Raw genomic sequence first — 17,410 nt, 5'->3', positions numbered from 1 at the left:
CGAGGACGGCCGTCCCGCGACCGCCCTCGGGTCAGCGCCCGGGCCCCGGTGGCGGCGGCCCGCTCGACGCCCCCCACCGCCGGGGGGCACCGCTCAGCGCGCCCCGCGCTTGGCGGAGATCACCCCGGTGTCGAAACCCGCGAAGTGCAGCCCGCCGTGGAAGCGCGCGTGCTCGATCTTCAGGCAGCGGTTCATCACCACGCTCACCCCGGCCTCCTGGCCGCGGCGGGCGACCTCCTCGTCGGCCAGGCCCAGCTGCATCCACATCACCGGCGCGCCGACCGCGATGACCTCGTCGAGGACCGCGCCCAGCTCGGCGGGCCGGCGGAAGACGTCGACGAGGTCGGGGACCCCCGGCAGCTCCGCCAGCGAGGGGTAGCACGGGCGGCCGAGGACCTCGCGCTCGTTCGGGTTGACGAACCACACCTCGAAGTCGGAGCTGGAGAGCAGGTAGGTCGCCACGAAGTACGAGGCGCGGGAGGGCTTGTTCGAGGCGCCGAGGATCGCGACGGTGCGCGAGCGCCGCAGGATCCGCAACCGCTCGCCGGGGGAGGGCGGCGACCAGCCGCGGACCTCGTGCACGGGCGGGGCGTCCTTGCTGCCCGTGGCCGGGGGCGCCTGCGCGGCCGGCTGCGCGGCCGCGGTGCCCGTGTCCCCGATGGCGCCGACCGGGGCGCCGGTGCCGGTGGTGCCCTCGCTCATCGCTCTCCCTCCACGGCCGCTGCGAGCGCCTGGTCCAGGTCCCACAGGACGTCCTCGACGTCCTCCAGACCCACGCTGATCCGCACGAGGTCCTCGGGCACCCCCGCCGCGGTGAGCTGGTCGGGGGACAGCTGCTGGTGCGTCGTGGAGGCCGGGTGCAGCACCAGGGTGCGCGCGTCGCCGATGTTGGCCAGGTGCGAGCACAGCTGGCAGGCCTCGATGAAGCGCTCGCCCGCCGCCCGGCCGCCCACCACCCCGAAGGAGAAGACCGCACCGGGGCCCTCGGGCAGGTAGCGCTGCGCGAGCTCGTGGTGCGGGTGGCTGGGCAGGCCCGAGTAGCGCACCCAGCTGACCCGCTCGTCGGCCTCCAGCCACTGCGCCACCCGCCGGGCGTTGGCGACGTGCTCGCGCATGCGCTGCGGCAGCGTCTCCACGCCCAGCAGCAGCAGGAACGCCGAGTGCGGGGCCAGGGTCGCGCCGATGTCGCGCAGCTGCTCGCTGCGCAGCTTGGTGAGGAAGCCGTACTCGGCGAAGTTGCCCCACCAGCTCAGGCCGCCGTAGGAGGCGACCGGCTCGGTCATCGCCGGGAACTTCCCGTTGTCCCAGGGGAAGGTGCCGGCGTCGACGACGACCCCGCCGAGCGTCGTGCCGTGCCCGCCGAGGAACTTCGTGGCCGAGTGGATGACGATGTCCGCGCCGTGCTCGATGGGGCGGCACAGGTAGGGGGTGGCCGTCGTCGCGTCGACGATCAGCGGGATGCCCGCCTCGTGGGCGACGTCGGCCAGCGCCCTGACGTCGGCGACCACGGTCGAGGGGTTCGCGACGAGCTCGGTGAAGACGAACCGCGTGCGCTCGGTGATCGCGGCGCGGACCGCCTCGGGCTCGGGGGCGACGAACACGGTGTCGACGCCGAAGCGGCGCAGCGTCACGTCCAGCTGGGTGACGGTGCCGCCGTAGAGGTTGTTCGAGGCGACGACGTGGTCGCCCGCACCCGCCAGCGCGGCGAAGACCAGGAACTCCGCGGACTGCCCGCTGGCGCACGCCACCGCGCCCAGGCCGCCCTCCAGCGAGGCCATGCGCTCCTCCAGCGCGGCGACGGTGGGGTTGGAGATGCGCGAGTAGATGTTGCCGTACTTCTGCAGCGCGAAGAGGTTGGCGGCGTCCGCGGCGTCCTCGAAGACGAAGCTCGTCGTCTGGAAGATCGGCACGGCCCGCGCCCCCGTCGTCGGCTCCGGCACCGCGCCGGCGTGGACGGCGCGGGTGCGGAAGCCCCAGCTGCGGTCGGCGGGGCTGCTGCGGTCGGCGCGCTCGGGACTGCTCACGGGGCGATCCTGCCACCCTCCTGCCACCCTCCTGCCGGCCCCCGCCGACGCGGGAGCACCGGCGCGGGCGGGCCTAGACTCCAGCCGTGGCCGGGCGCATCCATCCAGACGACCTCCTGGCCGTCAAGGAGCGCGTGCGCCTGGACGAGGTCGTCGGCGAGCGCGTCGAGCTGCGCTCCGGCGGCATCGGCTCCTCCAAGGGGCTGTGCCCCTTCCACGACGAGCGCACCCCCAGCTTCACCGTCCGCCCGGCCACCGGCCGCTGGCGCTGCTTCGGCTGCGGGGAGTCCGGGGACGCCATCGAGTTCCTCATGCGCCTGGACGGCCTGACCTTCACCGACGCCGTCGAGCAGCTCGCCGCCCGCGCCGGCGTCCAGCTGCGCTACGTCGACGACGGCGGGCGCAGCGCGCAGCGGCCCGCGAGCAACCTCGGCCAGCGCCAGCGGCTGCTGGAGATGCACACGGTCGCCGAGGCCTTCTACAGCGCGCAGCTGGAGGCGCCGGGCCCCGCCGAGGCCGCGCGCACCTTCCTGGCCGAGCGCGGCTTCACCCGCGCCGACGCGGCCCGCTTCGGCGTCGGCTTCGCCCCCGCGGGCGGTGACGCGCTGCTGCGCCAGCTGCGCGCCAAGGGCTTCGGCGAGGAGGAGCTCGTCGTCTCCGGCCTGGCCGGGCGCGGGCAGCGGGGCCTGTACGACCGCTTCCGCGGCCGGCTGGTGTGGCCCATCCGCGACGTCGGCGGCCACACCGTCGCCTTCGGCGCGCGGCGGCTGTTCGACGACGACCGCATCGAGGCGAAGTACCTCAACTCCCCGGAGACGCCGGTCTACAAGAAGTCGCAGGCCCTCTACGGCCTCGACCTGGCCAAGCGCGACATCTCCCGCACCAAGCGCGTCGTCGTCGTCGAGGGCTACACCGACGTCATGGCCTGCCACCTGGCCGGGGTCACCACGGCCGTGGCCACCTGCGGCACGGCCTTCGGCGAGGAGCACGCCCGCACCGTGCAGCGCATGCTCGGCGAGGCCGACGGCTCCAGCGAGGTCGTCTTCACCTTCGACGGCGACGCGGCCGGGCAGAAGGCCGCGCTGAAGGCCTACGAGCTGGACCAGCGCTTCACCGCGCAGACCTACGTGGCCGTGGCGCCCAGCGGCCAGGACCCGTGCGAGCTGCGGCTGTCGGCCGGGGACGCGGCCGTCGCCGCCCTCGTCGACGGCCGGGTGCCGCTGTTCGAGTTCGCCATCCGCTCCACCCTGGAGCGCTTCGACCTGGACTCCGAGGCGGGCCGGCTGGCCGCCCTGGACGCGGCCGCGCCCATCGTCGCCGGCATCCGCGACCGCGGTCTGCAGCAGCGCTACGCGATCAACCTGGACCGCTGGACGGGCTTCCTCGACGAGCGCTTCGTGCTGGAGCGGGTGCGCTCGCACGCGGGCGGGCGCACCGGCGCGAGCGGGCCGGCCCCGCGCGAGGACGCCCGCCGGCCGCAGCGCCCGACGGTCGCGCTGCCGCGCACCGACCCGCGCGACCCCGTCGCCCAGCTGGAGCGGCAGGTGCTGGCCTGCGTGCTGCAGGCGCCGTGGGCGGTGGCCGACGTCGCCGACGCCCTGGACGCCGACGCCTTCACCGCGCCCGCCCACCGCGCCGTGCACGACGCCGTCACCGCGGCCGGCGGCCCGCTGGAGGCGCCGCAGGGGCCCGCGTGGGTCGCGGCCGTCCTGGACTACGCCGAGGGCCCGGTGGCCGCCCTCGTCGACGAGCTCGCCGCCCTCGACCTGCCGGTGAGCAGCGAGGAGGACCTGGAGCGCTGGGGCCGCTCGCTCGTGGCGGCCCTGGCCGGCCAGGCGGCGACGCGGGCCGTGGCGGAGGTCCGCCGCGCCCTGCAGCGGCTCGACCCCGCCGGCCAGGCGGCGGAGTACCGGCAGGCGTCGGCGGAGCTGTTCCGCCTGGAGGCCGCGCGCCGCGCCTGGCAGGAGCGCGCCCAGGGCGCGTGACGGGCGGGCGGCGGGCGCGTGGTGGGCGCGCGGCCGCCGCGCGGCGCGCGTGACGTGCGTGGTGCGCGGAGCGGTCCGCGGGGCTGGTACGGTTGGAGCAGTCGTGACCGGCGGTCACGAGATGTGGTCCCGCATAGCTCAATTGGCAGAGCAGCCGGCTGTTAACCGGCAGGTTGTTGGTTCGAGTCCAACTGCGGGAGCTGCTCGGAGGGGGCGTGCGGATCGCACGCCCCCTCCGCTCGTCCGTGGCGGCTCGGAGGTGCGGTGCAGGGGCGTCGCAGCGCTGTCCCCGCGATCGCCGCCGTGCTCGTCCCGCTGCTGCTGCTCGTCCTGGCCGTCCTCGCCTGGCGCGTCCTGCGCGCCGACCCGCAGCCGCGGCCCGCGCCCGCGGCGGGCAGTGCCGCGCAGGCCCTCGCGCAGCTGCCCGTCCGCCCCGCCGAGACCGGCGAGGACTACCAGCGCACCCGCTTCGGCGAGAGCTGGGTCGACACCGACGGCAACGGCTGCCGCACCCGCGACGACGTGCTGCGCCGCGACCTGCGCGAGGTCCGCCTCGGCGAGGACGGCTGCACCGTCCTCGCCGGCACCCTGGAGGACCCCTACTCCGGGGAGGTCATCGCCTTCCGGCGCGGCGCCGCTACCAGCGCCGACGTCCAGGTCGACCACGTCGTCGCGCTCGCCGCCGCCTGGCGCACCGGCGCCGCCGACCTCGACGAGGACGAGCTCGTCCGCTTCGCCAACGACCCCCTCGAGCTGCTCGCCGTCGACGGCCCGCTGAACTCCGCCAAGGGCGACGACGACGCCTCGCAGTGGCTGCCACCGCGCGGGGAGTGCGCCTACGTTGCCCGCCAGGTCGCCGTGAAGCGCGAGTGGGGGCTGTGGGTCACCCCCGCCGAGCACGCCGCCATGGCCGACGTCCTCGCCGGCTGCCCGGGCGAGCCGCTGCCCACCGGGGACGCCTGGACACCCTGACGGGCGGACCGGCTGCACGCGCCCGGCGGGCACCGGCGAGCATGGGCGCGTGCGGGACGTCCTGGAGCAGGTGGCGCGGTGGACCGGCAGCGGCCGGGCCGTGGCCGTGGCCACCGTCGTGCGCACCTGGCGCTCCGCGCCCCGGCAGCCGGGGGCCTCGCTGGCCGTCGACGCCGACGGCGAGGTCGTCGGCAGCGTCTCGGGCGGTTGCGTCGAGGGCGCCGTCTACGAGCTCGCCCGCCAGGTCCTCGCCGACGGCGTGCCCGTGCTGACCCGCTACGGCGTCAGCGACGACGACGCCTTCGCCGTCGGGCTCACGTGCGGGGGAGAGCTCGACGTCTTCGTGCGCCGCCTCGACGGCTCCGGCGGCGACGCCGCGCAGGTGCGGGCGCTCGCGGCCGCCGTGCGCGAGCGGCGGCCCGTGGCCGCCGCCACCGTCGTCGCCGGCCCCGCGGAGCTGCGCGGTCGCACGCTGCTCGTGCACCCCGGCGGGCGCGAGGGCACCCTCGGCTCCGCGCGGCTGGACGACGCCGTCACCGACGACGCGCGCGGGCTGCTGGAGACCGGCACCACCGCCTGCCTGCACCTGGGCGCCGACGGCCAGCGCCGCCACGACGAGCTGGAGGTGTTCGTGGAGTCCTTCGCCCCGCCGCCCCGCCTCGTCGTCTTCGGCGCCATCGACTTCGCCGCCGCCCTGACCCGCGTCGGCGCCTTCCTCGGCTTCCACGTCACCGTCTGCGACGCCCGCCCCGTCTTCGCCACCCCGCGCCGCTTCCCCGACGCCGACGAGGTCGTCGTGGAGTGGCCGCACCGCTACCTGGCGCGCACCGAGGTCGACGAGCGCACCGTGCTGTGCGTGCTCACCCACGACCCGAAGTTCGACGTCCCCCTGCTGGAGCTCGCGCTGCGCGGACCGGCCGCCTACGTCGGCGCGATGGGCTCGCGGCGCACGCACGAGGACCGCCTCGCCCGGCTGCGCGAGGCGGGTCTGGGCGAGGAGCAGCTGGCGCGGCTGTCCTCGCCCATCGGCCTGGACCTGGGTGCGCGCACCCCCGAGGAGACGACCGTCTCCATCGCCGCCGAGATCACCGCCGCCCGCTGGGGCGGCAGCGGGAAGCCGTTGCGGCGCACGGCGGGGCGCATCCACCACGAGGGCGGCGGCGGAACGGTCGGCGGGAGGCGCTGACCGTTCCGGCCGCGTGGCAGGATGAGCGCCTGCGGGGCGGTAGCTCAGCCGGTCAGAGCAGGGAACTCATAATTCCTCGGTCGTGGGTTCGAGCCCCACCCGCCCCACCCGCCCCGTGCGTCTCGACCGGCCCCGTTCCTCCCCGTGGTCGGCGCGGTGGCGCCGCGCTCCCGGTCGTGTCACGTCCCGTCACTGAATAGGCCGTTCGGGTGACCAAGTCGACGAAAGCTCAGCGACGGTGAGTGACGGCCGACTACTTTCATGGACGTTCGGGGCTGTGGACAGGGCCGTTCGTGGAGCCTCCGGCTCCGTCGACGGCCCGGGGGGCGAGGAGAGACGTGATGAGGAAGTTCACCGCAGGCCTGGTGGCCGTGCCCGTGCTGCTCGGGCTCCCGGCTCCCGGGACCGCGCAGGCCGCACCCGCCGCACCCGCACCCGCCGCCGCGGCCTCCGGCTGGACGGCCGTCGACCTGGGCGTCGCCGGCACGGCGACCGCGGTCAACGACCGCGGTGTGGTCGTCGGCAGCGGCACGCTCCCCGGGGGGACGGGCGTGCACGGCTTCCGCTGGTCCGCCGGCCGGCTCACCGACCTCGGCGCCGACGTCGAGCCGCAGGACGTCAACGACCGGGGGGAGATCGTCGGCACCCGATGGGTCGGCGACGCCGTGCACGGCTTCCTGCGCACGGGGGGCGCGTTCGTCGACCTCGGGCCGGACTTCCTGCCGACCGCCATCAACGACCGCGGGGACGTGGTCGGCAACTCCGGCTACGACCAGCCCGTCCGCACGGCCAGGCTGCGGACCTCCACCGGCGAGTTCGTGACGCTGAAGGGCCTGCAGCACGCCTCCGACGTCAACCAGCACCGGCAGGTCCTCGGTGGCGACTCGGTGTGGCGCGACGGCAGGGTGAGCAGGATCGTCACCCCGGCCGTCCTGCACGCGCTCTACCCCGAGCAGCTGACCAACGACCAGGAGCACGTCACCGGCGGCTCCCTGAACGACGCCGGCCGGATCGTGGCGACCTACCAGCCGATGCCGATGCCCGTCTGCGACCCGACCCGCCTGCCCTTCGCGGTGAGCAAGGCCGGGGTGCGCGACCTGGGCATCGGTGAAGGTGACGCCACCGCCGTCGACGTCGACGCGGCCGGGCGCGTCCTCGTCAACCGCGTCCAGTGCCAGTTCTCCGTGCAGGAGGTGCACCTGTGGCACCAGGGCGTCGCGGAGCGGATCACCGACCGGGGGACGGCCGAGGACGTCAACGACCGGCAGGTGGTCGTCGGGTCGACCGGCTCGCCCTACTCCTCCGAGCGGCACGCGGTCCTCTGGCACCGCTCCTGAAGCACGGCGAGCGCCGGTGAGCGCCGGTGAGCCGGTGGGAGGCGGGGCCGTCCCGGTGCCCGCCCCCACCGGCTCACCACAGCTTGCCGTGCCAGTTCAGGCCCTTCAGCAGCCGCACGCTCACCCGCCCCGAGCTGGACACGGTCGCGCGGCCGATGCGCTTGGTGACGGAGAGCCCGGAGCGCGAGGCGTTGAGCCGCAACCCCCTGCCCAGGCGCTTGGACCAGCGGAACGAGAGCGGCACGGTCGTCTCCAGGGTCGTCTCCAGGGTCGTCGCGGGGCACCTGCGGGGACAACGCGCGGACCGGCGCGGCGGTGCCGGTGCGGCTCCCGCGGCACCCGGGCGGCCTAGGCTGCGCGGGTGCCCAGCGTCGACGACGACCTGCCGGACCACCTCCCCGACGACCTGCTCACCGCTCTCGTCGAGGCCGTCACCGCCCGCACCCGCGACCCCGCACCCGCCGTCCGGGCCCTGCGGGAGGTCCTCACCGGCGACCGGCCCGACTGGGCCCCGCGCGCCGCACGGGCCCTGGCCACCGTCGAGGCGGCCGCCCGCGCGCGGCACCAGCTTCGCCGCCGCCCCGGCGCAGCAGCGGCTGGCCGTCCTGGAGGACCTGCGCGCCGACGAGGGGACCCGCTGGCTGGCCGCCCTGGTCCAGGACGTCCACCACGCCGACCCCGCGACGTGGGCCGAGGTCGGCTGGCGACCCGGCACCACCGTCGACGACGTGGACCCCGGCGCCCTCGCCGCGCTCGACGACCTGGCGCGCTCGCTCACCCCGCCGGAGCGGGTGGCCGAGCGCTACGACGTCGTCGTGGTGGGTTCCGGCGCCGGCGGCGGGACCGCGGCGTGGAAGCTGGCCGCCTCCGGGCGGCGGGTGCTGCTCGTGGAGCGGGCCGCCTGGACGGGCACCGCCGCGCTGGCCCGCGACCACCTGCGCAACCCGCGCTCGCCGTCCGGGCTGGCCGGGACGGGCGAGCCGCGGGAACCGCGCTCGCTGCTCACGCCCGAGGGCCGCTCCCTGCACCGGCCCGGGGACCACCGCTGGGGCGCGAACGCGATGACCGTCGGCGGCGGCACCCGCCTGTACGGGGCGCAGGCCTGGCGCTTCGCCCCCGACGACTTCCGGATGGCCACCCGCTACGGCGTCCCCGACGGCAGCGCCCTGGCGGACTGGCCGATCGACCACGACGACCTCGAGCCCTACTACGACGAGGCCGAGTGGGAGCTCGGCGTCAGCGGCCGCGCCGGCGGGGACCCGTGGGCGGGGCCGCGCTCGCGGGACTACCCGATGCCGCCGCTGCCGGCCACCGCGCAGGTGGCGCTGCTGGAGCGCGGCGCCCGCGCGCTGGGGCTGGGGACGCTGCCGGTCCCGCTGCTGGTGAACTCCCGCCCCCGCGACGGCCGGCCCGCGTGCGTGCGCTGCACCCAGTGCGTGGGGTTCGCCTGCCCGGTCGGCGCCCGCGGCGGCAGCCACACCACGGCGCTGCCGCGGGCCCTGGCCACCGGCGCCTGCACGGTCGTCACCGGTGCGCGCGCCGAGCGCCTCGTGACCGACGCGTCGGGGCGGGTGGTCGCCGTCGCGCTCGTGGGCGAGGTGGACGGTGCGGGCGGCGGCGGGAGCGCGGGAGCGCCCGGGCGGACGTGGCGGCGCACCGTCTCCTGCGCCGAGGTCGTCCTGGCCGCCGGGGCGGTCGAGACGGCGCGGCTGCTGCTGGCCAGCGCGCACCCGGGGGAGCCGCACGGGCTGGGCAACGACCGCGACCAGGTCGGCCGGCACCTGCAGGGACACGTGTACGGCGGCGCGACCGCCCTCTTCGACGACCACGACCCCGACGAGGTCGTCGACCTGCTCGGCCCCGGCCCGGCCATCGCCACCTGCGACCTGCGGCACGGCAACCCCGGCGTCGTCGGCGGCGGCATGCTCGCCAACGAGTTCGTGCCCACGCCGGCGCACGCCTTCCGCTGGCTCGTCGACGGCGGGTTCGTCCCGCCGCACGGACCGGACGCCGCAGCCGGGCTGCGCGCGCTGGGACGCCGGCTGGTGCGGGTGGTGGGCCCGGTGCAGGAGGTCACCGGCGCCGCCTCCCGGGTGCGCCTGGACCCGCGCGCCACCGACCGGCACGGCAACGCGGTCGCGATGCTCTCCGGGGGCGTCCACGCCGAGGACCGGCGCGGGCAGGAGTTCCTGTCCGCGCAAGGCCGAGCGGTGGCTGCGGGCCGCCGGGGCGCGCCGGGTGCACCGGGTGCCGCCGCTGCCGGCGTCGGCGGGCTCGGCCGGGCCGAGCGGCGGTCAGCACCAGGCGGGCACCTGCCGGATGGGCACCGACCCCGCCCGCTCGGTCGTGGACCCGCTCGGGCGGCTGTGGGGGCACGAGGAGGTGCGGGTCGTCGACGCGTCCGTGCACGTCACCAACGGCGGGGTGAACCCCGTGCTGACGGTCCACGCGCTCGCGCTGCGCACCGTCGAGCACCTGGTCACCGGGCGCACCCGGCGCCGCGTCAGCTCCCCGGCGTGAGGCCCGCGCGGTCCAGGGCCACGAGCAGCTGGGGCAGCGTCGGCACCCCCGCGGCGCGGAAGACCTCCGCGCCGGCGGCGTCGCGCACGAGCACCGTGGGCGTGGAGGTCACCGCCGCGGCCCGGGCGCGCTCGACGTCCGCGGCCACGTCGACCTCCTGCACCCGCAGGGCGGGCACGAGCGCGCCGGCCCTGGCCAGCACCGCGCGGGCGCTGCGGCACGGCGCGCAGAAGGCCGACGAGAACAGCTCCACCACCACGACCGCCTCAACGCGCGCCGGCCCGCAGCCCTTCCGCGCGGCGCGGGGAGGGCGGTCTCAGACGAGGTAGCGGTACAGCGGCTCGGCCGCCGAGATGCGCTCGAAGGACGGCGGCGCCGCGGCCATCCGCTCCAGCAGCCCCGGCAGGTCCTCCTGGGAGGGGATCTCGATCCCCACCAGCGCCGGCCCGAACTCGCGGTTGCTGCGCTTGACGTACTCGAAGAGCGTGATGTCGTCGTCGGGGCCGAGCACCTCGTCGAGGAAGCGGCGCAGCGCCCCGGGCTCCTGCGGGAACTCCACGAGGAAGTAGTGCTTGCGCCCCTCGTGGACCAGGGCCCGCTCGATGATCTCCGCGTAGCGGCTGATGTCGTTGTTGCCCCCGGAGACCACGCACACGACGTCCTGGCCCGGTTCCACCCGCACGGCCCCGGCCAGCGCCGCCGTCGCCAGCGCCCCCGCGGGCTCGGCGATGATCCCGTCGGTCTGGTACATCGCGAGCATCTCCACGCAGACGGCCCCCTCCGGGACCGTCACCAGCTCCACGGGGTGACCGGCGACCACCGCGTGCGTCACCTCGCCGACGCGGCGCACCGACGCGCCGTCGACGAAGGTGTCGAGGGCGTCCAGGCGCACGGGGGCGCCCGCCGTCAGCGCCGCCGCCATCGAGGCGGCCCCGGCGGGCTCGACGCCGACCACCCGCACCTGCGGGTGCCGCTCGGCGACCCAGGTGAGCACCCCCGCCAGCAGCCCGCCGCCCCCGACGGGCACCACGAGCACGTCCGGCGGCCCCTCGCCGAGCTCGGCGAGCTGCTCGACGACCTCCACGGCCACCGTGCCCTGGCCGGTGAGCGTCCGGGCGTCGTCGAAGGCGGGCACGATCGTGGCGCCGCTCTGCACCGCGTCGCGCGCGGCGGCGGCGGCGGAGTCGTCGTAGGTGTCGCCCAGCACGAGCGTCTCGACGTAGTCCTGCCCCAGCGCGGCGATGCGGTCGCGCTTCTGGCGCGGCGTGGTGCGCGGCACGTAGATGCGCCCGTGCACCCGCAGCGCCGCGCACGCGTACGCCAGGCCCTGCGCGTGGTTGCCGGCGCTGGCGGTGACCACGCCCTTGCGGCGCTGCTCCTCGCTCAGCTGCGCCACGAGGTTGTAGGCGCCGCGCAGCTTGTAGGAGCGCACCACCTGCAGGTCCTCGCGCTTGACGCGCACGTGCGCGTCGAGGGCCGCCGACCAGCGCGCGTTCGTGGCCAGCGGGGTGCGGGTGACGACGCCGGAGAGCCGGGCGGCGGCCGCCTCCACGTCCACGGCGGTGGGCAGCGCCGCGGCGGGGGCGGACGGTGGCGCGGGGTCGAGCTGCATGTGCCGATCCTGCCCGCTGCCCAGCCCGCCGCGCGCACAGGGGCGGGCAGCGGGCCGGCGGGGGGCTGGCGGCTGAGCGCTTCAACGCCACCTGTCGGGGACGGTTCCGCCCCGCGCAGTGACGTGCGCCACATCGGCGGGTCCGGTGGCGTCGAGGAAGGTGAGGCAGCCCTAGCATCGCTGAGGCTCACCTCACCTGGAGTGCGCCGCCCGCCCGCACCGCCCGACCCGGGCCGCGGCCCGTCGGAAGGAGTCGCGCGTGCTCGCCACGTTCGTCATCGGACTGCGCGAGGGCCTCGAGGCCGCCCTCGTCGTCGGCATCGTCGCGGCCTTCCTCGTCCAGCGCGGCCGCCCGCGCGCGCTGCGCCTGGTGTGGGCCGGCGTGCTGCTGGCCGCCGCCCTGTGCCTGGGCGCCGCGGCCGCCCTGCAGGCCGCCACCCGGCAGCTGCCCCAGCGCCAGCAGGAGCAGCTGGAGACCGTCCTCGCGCTCGTGGCCGTCGCGATGGTCACCTGGATGATCGTCTGGATGGCGCGCCACGCGCGCACCCTGAGGACGGAGCTGGAGGGCGCCGCCTCCGCGGCACTGGCCCGCGGCTCCGCCTGGGCCCTGGTCGCCATGGCCTTCCTCGCGGTGCTGCGCGAGGGCCTGGAGACCTCCGTCTTCCTGCTGGCCACCTACCAGGCCTCCGCCCGCCACGCCGACGGCGCGATCGGCGCCTCGCTGGGCATCGCGCTCGCCGTCGTCCTCGGCTGGCTCGTCTACCGCGGCGGCGTGCGCCTGGACCTGGCCCGCCTCTTCCGCGTCACCGGCGCCCTGCTCGTCCTCGTCGCCGCCGGGCTGGTGATGTCGGCCGCGCACACCGCCTACGAGGCCGGCTGGCTGCTCGCCGGTCAGCAGCAGGTCCTCGACCTGTCCGCGCTCGTCACCCCCGGCACCGTGCGTGCCGCGCTGCTGCAGGGCGTCCTCGGCTGGCAGCCGCGCCCCACGCTCGCCGAGGTCACCGGCTGGCTGCTGTACGCGGTGCCGGTGCTGGCGCTCGTGCTGTGGCCGCGCCGGCGCGCCGCCGCTCCCGCGCCGGCCGTCCCCGCCTGACCCCGCCCGACCCGCCGCGCGCCACCCCTCCCTCCGCCACCCCTCCCTGCGCCACCCCTCCCGATGGAAGGCCCCCGTGTCCCGCACCCTGCGCGTCCTCCTCGCCCTCAGCGCGAGCCCTGTCGTCCTGCTGGCCGCCTGCGGCGGCAGCGCCGAGCCCGTCGGCGGGGGCGGCGGCGGGGGCGGCGGCGGCGCCGAGGGCACGGTGCGCGTGAGCATCACCGACGACGGCTGCACGGCCGAGCCCACCTCGGTGCCCGCCGGCGCGGCCACCTTCGACGTCGTCAACGACGGCGCCACGACCGTCACGGAGGCCGAGCTGGTCAACGCCGGCGGGCGCATCGTCGGCGAGCGGGAGAACCTCACCCCCGGCCTGTCCGCCAGCTTCTCGCTGCGGCTGGAGGCGGGCGAGTACACGCTGCAGTGCCCCAACGCGGCCACCGAGACCTCGCCGTTCACCGTCACCGGGGCTGCCGCCGCCGGCACCGAGGACCCGTTGTTCGCTGCGGCCACGCAGGGCTACCAGGACTACGTCAAGGCGCAGGTCGCCGACCTCGTCACCGCCACCGACGCCCTCGCCGCGGCCGTGCAGGCCGGCGACGTCGAGCGCGCCAAGGCGCTCTACGGACCGGCGCGCGTGCCGTGGGAGCGCGTCGAGACCGTCGCCGAGAGCTTCGGCGACCTCGACCCGCGCGTCGACGCCCGCCTCGCCGACGTCGCCGACCCCGCCACCTGGACCGGCTTCCACCGCATCGAGCAGGCGCTGTTCGAGCAGGGCACCACCGCGGGGGCGGCTCCCGTGGCCCAGCAGCTCGTCGCCGACGTCGCTGAGCTGAACACCCTCGTGCAGTCCACCACCTACCAGCCGGCCGACCTGGCCAACGGCTCCAGCGGCCTGCTCGACGAGGTCGCCAGCTCCAAGGTCACCGGCGAGGAGGAGGCGTACTCGCACCTGGACCTGCTCGACTTCGCCGCCAACGTCGAGGGCGCCCGCGAGGCCTTCGACCTGCTGACCCCGGCGCTGCAGGTCACCGATCCCGAGCTCGTGACGACGATCACCCGGCGCTTCGACGACGTCACCACCGCGCTCGCGCCGTACCGGCAGGGCGAGTCCTACGTCTCCTACACCACCTTGTCGCAGGACCAGGTCCGCGACCTCGCCTCCGCCGTCGACGCCCTCGCCGAGCCGCTCTCGCAGGTCTCCGGCAAGGTCGTCGGCGCCGCGGGCCGGTGAGGCCCGTGCGCCCCACCCGGCGCGGCGTCCTCGCCGGCGCGGCCGTCGCGGGCGCGGCGGGTCTGGGTGCCGGGGCGGCCGCGCTCGGCGCCCGTCCCGGCACCCCCGCTTCGGCCGCCCCCCGCACGGTGCCCTTCCACGGTCCCCGGCAGGCCGGCATCACCACGCCCGCGCAGGACTCCCTCGTCTTCGCCGCCCTCGACGTCACCACCGCTCGCGTCGGCGAGCTGGCCGACGTGCTGGCCCGCTGGAGCGAGGCCTGCGCGACCATGACGACCGGCGTGCCGGTCGGCGGGCCGGGTGGGCTCGGCGGCGCCGCGGACGAGCCGCCGCAGGACACCGGCGAGGCGCACGAGCTGCCGCCCGCGAACCTCACCGTGACGCTCGGCTACGGGCCCTCGCTCTTCGACGGGCGCTTCGGGCTGCAGGAGCGGCGGCCCGCCGCCCTGATCGACCTCCCCGCGCTGCCCGGTGAGCAGCTCGACCCCGCGCGCACCGGCGGCGACCTGTGCCTGCAGGCCTGCGCCGACGACCCGCAGGTCGCCTTCCACGCCGTGCGCAACCTGGTGCGCATCGGCCGCGGGGTCGTCGCCGTGCGCTGGATGCAGCTGGGCTTCGGGCGCACGGCGACCACCGCCGCTACGCAGCCGACACCGCGCAACCTCATGGGCTTCAAGGACGGCACGGCCAACCTGCGCGCCGAGGACACCGCCGGCCTCGACCGCTTCGTGTGGGTGGGCGGCGAGGGCGCACCCGCGGTGGACCAGGAGTGGATGCGCGGCGGCACCTACCTCGTCGCCCGGCGCATCCGGATGCTGATCGAGGCCTGGGACCGCGCCACCCTGAGCGAGCAGGAGCGCGTCATCGGCCGCACCAAGGAGTCCGGTGCGCCGCTCACCGGCACCCGCGAGCAGGACCCGCTCGACCTGGACGCCGTCGGTCCCGGCGGCGGACCCGTCATCGACGTCGCCGCCCACGTGCGCCTGGCCGCCCCCGCGAGCAACGGCGGGCAGCGGCTGCTGCGCCGCGGCTACTCCTACACCGACGGCCTGGACGCCGTCACCGGGCAGCTGGACGCAGGGCTGTTCTTCATCTGCTTCGGCAACGACCCGCTGCACCAGTTCGTCGCGCTGCAGCGCAGGCTCGGGACCCGCGACGCGCTCACGGAGTACCTCAAGCACACCGGATCGGGGATCTTCGCCTGCCCGCCGGGGGTCGCCGCGGGCCGCGCCTGGGGTGCGGACCTCTTCGGCTGACCCGCCCTGCCGGGCGGTCCGGAGGAGGAGGGGCGCGCCGGACCGGGAAGCGCCTCACGGCGCATCGCCGCTCGTAGCGGCTTCAGTTGGGACCCGGGGCTACCGCGGCCCGACGCCCTGCCATTGTAACGAGCCGGGCCCGGCGGGGGCATCCCCGCCGCCCCGGGCGGCGCGTCAGCCCAGCTCGCCCGCGCGCCAGCGCGCGGCCACGACCTCCAGCTGCTCGGCGGTGCGCACCAGGCGCGCGGCCGAGAGCGTCAGCGCCGCGGCGGCGTCCTCGCGCTCGCGGGGGACGGCGTCGTCGGCGTGGTGGGCGCGCCCGACCGCCACGACGCGGCAGAAGGCCGCCGCGCGCTCGAGGGTCACGGCGAAGTCGCCCTCGGCCACCCCGGTCAGCACGGCGTCGACGACGGCGACGACCTCCCGGGGCCCGGGCGGGTCCCCGACGCCCGCGACGACTTCCAGGACGGGCACGTGGTGGCGGCCCTCGGCGTACTGGCGGGCCACGGCGGCGGGCTGGCGCTGCACCCACGTGCGCAGCACGTACAGCCGCCACAGCGCCCCCGCCAGCGAGTCGGCGGGGGCGTCCGCCCACAGCCGGGCGATCACCTCCAGGCCCTCGTCCTGCGCCAGGCGCACGACGCGGCGGGTCACCTCGGCGTCCTGGGCGGAGCGGGCGCCGTGCACGAGGGCGCTCGCGGCGGCGTGGGCGGCCTCCTGGACGGCGGAGGGGTCCACGCCCCCGGCGAGCGCGACGAGCGCGTCGTCGCCGGGCATCGCGGGGCGGTGGTGTCGGCGGGGCTGGGGACCGGGGTCCGCGGAGCGGTCGGGCACCAGGAGATGGTGTCACCGGATCCCGACGGCCGCGGCGCGGGTCAGCCCCGGAAGGGCGGCGGGGGAGCGGCGAGCGTGGCGCGGGGGCAGTCCTGCAGGCGCAGGCCGCCGTGGCCGAGCGCCTCGTCGCACAGCGACTCCACGCTCCAGCCGAGCTGGCTGCCGAAGAGCGTGACGGTGACGCGGTAGACCGTGATCTCGTACTTGGTGGGGGTGCCGTAGGCGACGTGGATGCGGCCGATGAGCTCGGCGCCGGCGGCGTTCTCCGGCCCGTTCCACGGGCGGTCGTAGCGGCTCCACAGCGACGGCCCGGCCTGCCAGACCCCGCCGTTCTGCACGTCGCGCAGGGCGAGCTCGACGAGGACGGAGCGGGCGGCCTCCTCCGGCACGATGGCCGCGGGGCGGATGACCTCGGAGATCTCGCCCGCGGCGGCGCGGCCGGCCGTGCGGTTCGGCTGCTCGTCCACGGGGTCCTCCCACGTCTGGCGGCGGGCGCCCGGCCCGCTGCTCGCTGCACTGGTCTCACGGCTGCATCGGCACCCGGACCGCCCTCCTTGAGCGGTGCGCGTGGATTACCACGGCGTCACGGCGGCGTCACGATGCGCGACACGCTGTGGAGGGATGGCGGTGGTGCTGGTGTGGGCGTGGTGGCGTGCGGCATGATGTCGCCGTACGAAAGGCACGCCAAGTAGTCAGAACACCACTTTCCGTCGCTCTGTGTGCGTGAGGCCGTTGGGGAAGACGTCCCTCAACCGACGCAGAGGAGAACGGCATGTCCGGTGCGACGACTCGCGGTGTGCTCTTCGTGCACTCCGCACCGCGAGCGCTCGTCCCGCACATCGAGTGGGCAGCCGGCGGTGTCCTCGGCGTGCGCGCGTCCTTCGACTGGACGAGCCAGCCGGTCGCTCCGGGCTGCCTGCGCGCGGAGTACTCCTGGCAGGCGCCGCAGGGGTCCGGGGCGCTGCTCGCCTCCGCGCTGCGCGGCTGGTCGCACCTGCGCTTCGAGGTCACCGAGGAGGCCTCCCAGGGCTGCGACGGCGGCCGCTGGAGCCACACCCCCGCCCTGGGCATCTTCCACGCCGTCACCGACGTCCACGGCAACGTCCAGGTGCCCGAGGACCGCGTCCGTGCCGCCCTGGAGCTGCTGCAGAGCCCGGTGGCCGACCCCGAGGCCGCGCGGCGCGTGCTGTCGCTGGCGGTGGGGGAGGCGTGGGACAGCGAGCTCGAGGCGTTCCGGCACGCCGGTGACGACACCCCCGTGCGCTGGCTGCACCAGGTCGGCTGACGGCCCCTCCCCGCACGAGGCGGCACCGCTCGCCGCCCGCGCGCAGCAGGGCCCCGCACCGCGCGCGGTGCG

Annotated in this window: 15 protein-coding genes, 2 tRNA genes and 1 pseudogene; 12 read left to right on the top strand and 6 right to left on the bottom strand. The window is 76.6% G+C overall.

Translation table 11 applies throughout. The features are described 5' to 3' along the window. Positions 1-93 precede the first annotated feature (93 nt). Complete coding sequence (locus ACRYM2_RS16390) at positions 94-702, bottom strand: CoA-binding protein (RefSeq protein ID WP_432523502.1); 609 nt, start codon at positions 700-702, stop codon at positions 94-96. Beyond that, on the bottom strand, positions 699-2,024 hold the full coding sequence (locus tag ACRYM2_RS16385) for an O-acetylhomoserine aminocarboxypropyltransferase/cysteine synthase family protein (protein ID WP_432523501.1): 1,326 nt from the start codon (positions 2,022-2,024) through the stop codon (positions 699-701). The genes ACRYM2_RS16390 and ACRYM2_RS16385 overlap by 4 nt, the downstream gene beginning before the upstream one ends. Positions 2,025-2,110: 86 nt before the next feature. On the opposite strand from ACRYM2_RS16385, the gene dnaG reads away from it, so the two are divergent. From dnaG to ACRYM2_RS16355, 6 genes are all read left to right on the top strand, one after another. After that, complete coding sequence (dnaG, locus tag ACRYM2_RS16380) at positions 2,111-4,009, top strand: DNA primase (RefSeq protein ID WP_432523500.1); 1,899 nt, start codon at positions 2,111-2,113, stop codon at positions 4,007-4,009. Between the two features lie 127 nt (positions 4,010-4,136). After that, positions 4,137-4,209 (top strand) — tRNA-Asn (locus ACRYM2_RS16375). Positions 4,210-4,273: 64 nt separating this feature from the next. Beyond that, the gene (locus tag ACRYM2_RS16370) at positions 4,274-4,981 is read left to right on the top strand and encodes an HNH endonuclease family protein (RefSeq protein ID WP_432523499.1); all 708 of its coding nucleotides are present in this window, start codon (positions 4,274-4,276) and stop codon (positions 4,979-4,981) included. A gap of 49 nt (positions 4,982-5,030) precedes the next feature. Further along, entirely contained in the window at positions 5,031-6,167 is a 1,137-nt protein-coding gene (locus tag ACRYM2_RS16365) for an XdhC family protein (RefSeq protein ID WP_432523498.1), read from the top strand. A gap of 33 nt (positions 6,168-6,200) precedes the next feature. Beyond that, positions 6,201-6,274 (top strand) — tRNA-Ile (locus tag ACRYM2_RS16360). A gap of 234 nt (positions 6,275-6,508) precedes the next feature. Further along, positions 6,509-7,504: a hypothetical protein gene (locus tag ACRYM2_RS16355; RefSeq protein ID WP_432523497.1), complete on the top strand. Its 996-nt coding sequence runs from the start codon at positions 6,509-6,511 to the stop codon at positions 7,502-7,504. A gap of 73 nt (positions 7,505-7,577) precedes the next feature. On the opposite strand, the gene ACRYM2_RS16350 is transcribed toward ACRYM2_RS16355, so the two are convergent. After that, positions 7,578-7,748 (bottom strand): DUF4236 domain-containing protein, encoded by a 171-nt coding sequence (locus ACRYM2_RS16350; RefSeq protein WP_432523512.1) that lies wholly within the window; start codon positions 7,746-7,748, stop codon positions 7,578-7,580. Between ACRYM2_RS16350 and ACRYM2_RS16345 the strand changes: the two are divergent. Both ACRYM2_RS16345 and ACRYM2_RS16340 read left to right on the top strand, forming a co-directional pair. Next, positions 7,669-9,240: pseudogene (locus ACRYM2_RS16345) on the top strand (GMC family oxidoreductase N-terminal domain-containing protein); the annotation flags it as partial. The gene ACRYM2_RS16350 and the pseudogene ACRYM2_RS16345 overlap by 80 nt on opposite strands. A 583-nt stretch (positions 9,241-9,823) precedes the next feature. Continuing rightward, the gene (locus ACRYM2_RS16340; protein WP_432523511.1) at positions 9,824-10,024 is read left to right on the top strand and encodes a GMC oxidoreductase; all 201 of its coding nucleotides are present in this window, start codon (positions 9,824-9,826) and stop codon (positions 10,022-10,024) included. 316 nt (positions 10,025-10,340) lie between these two features. Here the strand turns inward: ACRYM2_RS16340 and ilvA are convergent, their stop codons facing one another. Continuing rightward, positions 10,341-11,636 (bottom strand): threonine ammonia-lyase IlvA, encoded by a 1,296-nt coding sequence (ilvA, locus tag ACRYM2_RS16335; RefSeq protein WP_432523496.1) that lies wholly within the window; start codon positions 11,634-11,636, stop codon positions 10,341-10,343. A 259-nt stretch (positions 11,637-11,895) separates the two neighbouring features. Between ilvA and efeU the strand changes: the two genes are divergently transcribed. The 3 genes from efeU to efeB all read left to right on the top strand — a co-directional run bounded on the left by efeU (position 11,896) and on the right by efeB (position 15,219). Continuing rightward, a complete protein-coding gene (gene efeU, locus ACRYM2_RS16330; RefSeq protein WP_432523495.1) occupies positions 11,896-12,729 on the top strand; it encodes an iron uptake transporter permease EfeU in 834 nt (277 codons plus the stop codon). Positions 12,730-12,805: 76 nt separating this feature from the next. Beyond that, positions 12,806-13,963 (top strand): iron uptake system protein EfeO, encoded by a 1,158-nt coding sequence (efeO, locus tag ACRYM2_RS16325; RefSeq protein WP_432523494.1) that lies wholly within the window; start codon positions 12,806-12,808, stop codon positions 13,961-13,963. Then, positions 13,960-15,219 (top strand): iron uptake transporter deferrochelatase/peroxidase subunit, encoded by a 1,260-nt coding sequence (gene efeB, locus ACRYM2_RS16320; protein ID WP_432523493.1) that lies wholly within the window; start codon positions 13,960-13,962, stop codon positions 15,217-15,219. The genes efeO and efeB overlap by 4 nt, the downstream gene beginning before the upstream one ends. Positions 15,220-15,393: 174 nt before the next feature. Here efeB and ACRYM2_RS16315 read toward each other — a convergent pair whose 3' ends face one another. Next, positions 15,394-16,053, bottom strand: a complete 660-nt coding sequence (locus ACRYM2_RS16315; RefSeq protein WP_432523492.1) for a hypothetical protein — start codon at positions 16,051-16,053, stop codon at positions 15,394-15,396. Positions 16,054-16,094: 41 nt separating this feature from the next. Further along, on the bottom strand, positions 16,095-16,520 hold the full coding sequence (locus tag ACRYM2_RS16310) for a hypothetical protein (protein ID WP_432523491.1): 426 nt from the start codon (positions 16,518-16,520) through the stop codon (positions 16,095-16,097). Between the two features lie 305 nt (positions 16,521-16,825). Between ACRYM2_RS16310 and ACRYM2_RS16305 the strand changes: the two genes are divergently transcribed. Next, positions 16,826-17,338: a DUF3145 domain-containing protein gene (locus tag ACRYM2_RS16305; RefSeq protein ID WP_166617563.1), complete on the top strand. Its 513-nt coding sequence runs from the start codon at positions 16,826-16,828 to the stop codon at positions 17,336-17,338. Positions 17,339-17,410: the final 72 nt, after the last annotated feature.

This window comes from Kineococcus aridisoli (genome assembly GCF_050871885.1).
GTDB lineage: Bacteria > Actinomycetota > Actinomycetes > Actinomycetales > Kineococcaceae > Kineococcus.
Note: the sequence above shows the minus strand (reverse complement) of the source record. Positions and strands in the feature narration are given on the sequence as shown.